The sequence below is a fragment of the Lacticaseibacillus jixiensis genome, assembly GCF_042847315.1.
Taxonomy (GTDB): domain Bacteria; phylum Bacillota; class Bacilli; order Lactobacillales; family Lactobacillaceae; genus Lacticaseibacillus; species Lacticaseibacillus jixiensis.
In genome coordinates this window covers 1-1,331 of record NZ_BAAFPR010000087.1, presented here as the reverse complement: position 1 = coordinate 1,331, position 1,331 = coordinate 1, and the positions used below count along the sequence as shown (strand labels likewise).

The following is a 1,331-nucleotide window of genomic DNA, read 5'->3' as shown; positions in this document are numbered from 1 at the left end:
CCGACGATACGGCGTGAAAACAAGTCCATGAAGGTACATAAACAGACTAACCTTAGTGGTGAAGATTGATTCGACGGAATCTTTCTTCACCACTTTTCGTTTAGGCGTAAAGTGGAAGTGAAGTTGACCTGTCGTGGGCTTTTTTGGCGCTAGACGTCGCAACATAAATTGGCAACTTCACCGCACCATCACATAATCTGTTCGTAGTCTGTTGGCCTTGAGGTCGTGTATTGAAAATTAGAATGATGGTGTGATTACGTAAAAAAGCCGAAAAGGATGGTGTTCGTAATGGTAGTTGTATTTGGGATCGATGTTAGTAAGGCGACTTCCAATGTCGCTGTGGTCAACGACGATACCACTGTGTGGCAATCGAAGATCAACAATGACTGGTTTGGTTTTCAAGAGTTGCTCAAGCATCTACAAGAGTATCGCGAACCTCAAATCGTCTTCGAAGCTACTGGGGTCTACTCACAACGTCTCAAGCGCTTCTTAGACGATCATCAGTATCGGTATACGCAACTTAATCCTCTGGCCGCAAAGAAGCAGCTGGATGGTTTGCGTACGCGAAAAACTGACAAGAATGATGCCTTACATTTGGCGCAGACACAGTTGATCTTCAAGCGTCGGCTTACTTACTATCAAGATCCGGTTTATCGTGATTTGATGAATCTAAGTCGCTTCTATCAAGAGATAAACGCTGACTTAGTGAGTGAGAAGAACCGACTTCACCGTAGTGTCCAACTGACCTTTCCAGAAGTTGAGCAACTTTTATCCAAGCCTACCGGCAAGATGTATTGGGCAATTGTGCAATTGTATCCACACCCCGATTGTTTGAGTGAACTCACGCCAGATGATGTTCGTGAGCAGATAGCAAGCGTTGTTTCGCATCACGGGAAAGCTGCGCTTCAAGCGACCGCGACCAAATTGCTTAACCTCGCCCAAGTAGCTTACCCAGCCGAATCAATCGATTCACCGACGCTTGAGCAAACACGTTATCATGCCAAACAAGTCGCGGAACTAGAAGCGTATAAAGATCAGATCATCGATCAAATGGTTCAAATCGCCAAGTCACTCCCAGAATTCGAGATCCTCATGAGTATCCCTGGTTTTGCGGAAAAGACGGCGGTGCGGTTGATTGGTGAGCTGGGCGATATCCGGCGCTTCGGAAGTAGTAATAAGCTCAACGCTTACGTTGGTATTGATCTGCGGCATTATGAGTCTGGCAATTTCATTGCGGCCGACCAGATCAGTAAACGTGGCAATCATATTGCCAGAGCAGTTCTGTATCGAGCAATCAACAACATCGCCAGTGCCGCCAAGACAAAACCCAA

The 1,331-nt window shown here is 46.3% G+C and carries 1 protein-coding gene; it reads left to right on the top strand.

Annotated elements, in window-relative coordinates:
- Positions 1 to 288 precede the first annotated feature (288 nt).
- A partial coding sequence (locus tag ACGG90_RS15580) for an IS110 family transposase (RefSeq protein ID WP_390410731.1) occupies positions 289 to 1,331 on the top strand: 1,043 nt, incomplete at its 3' end.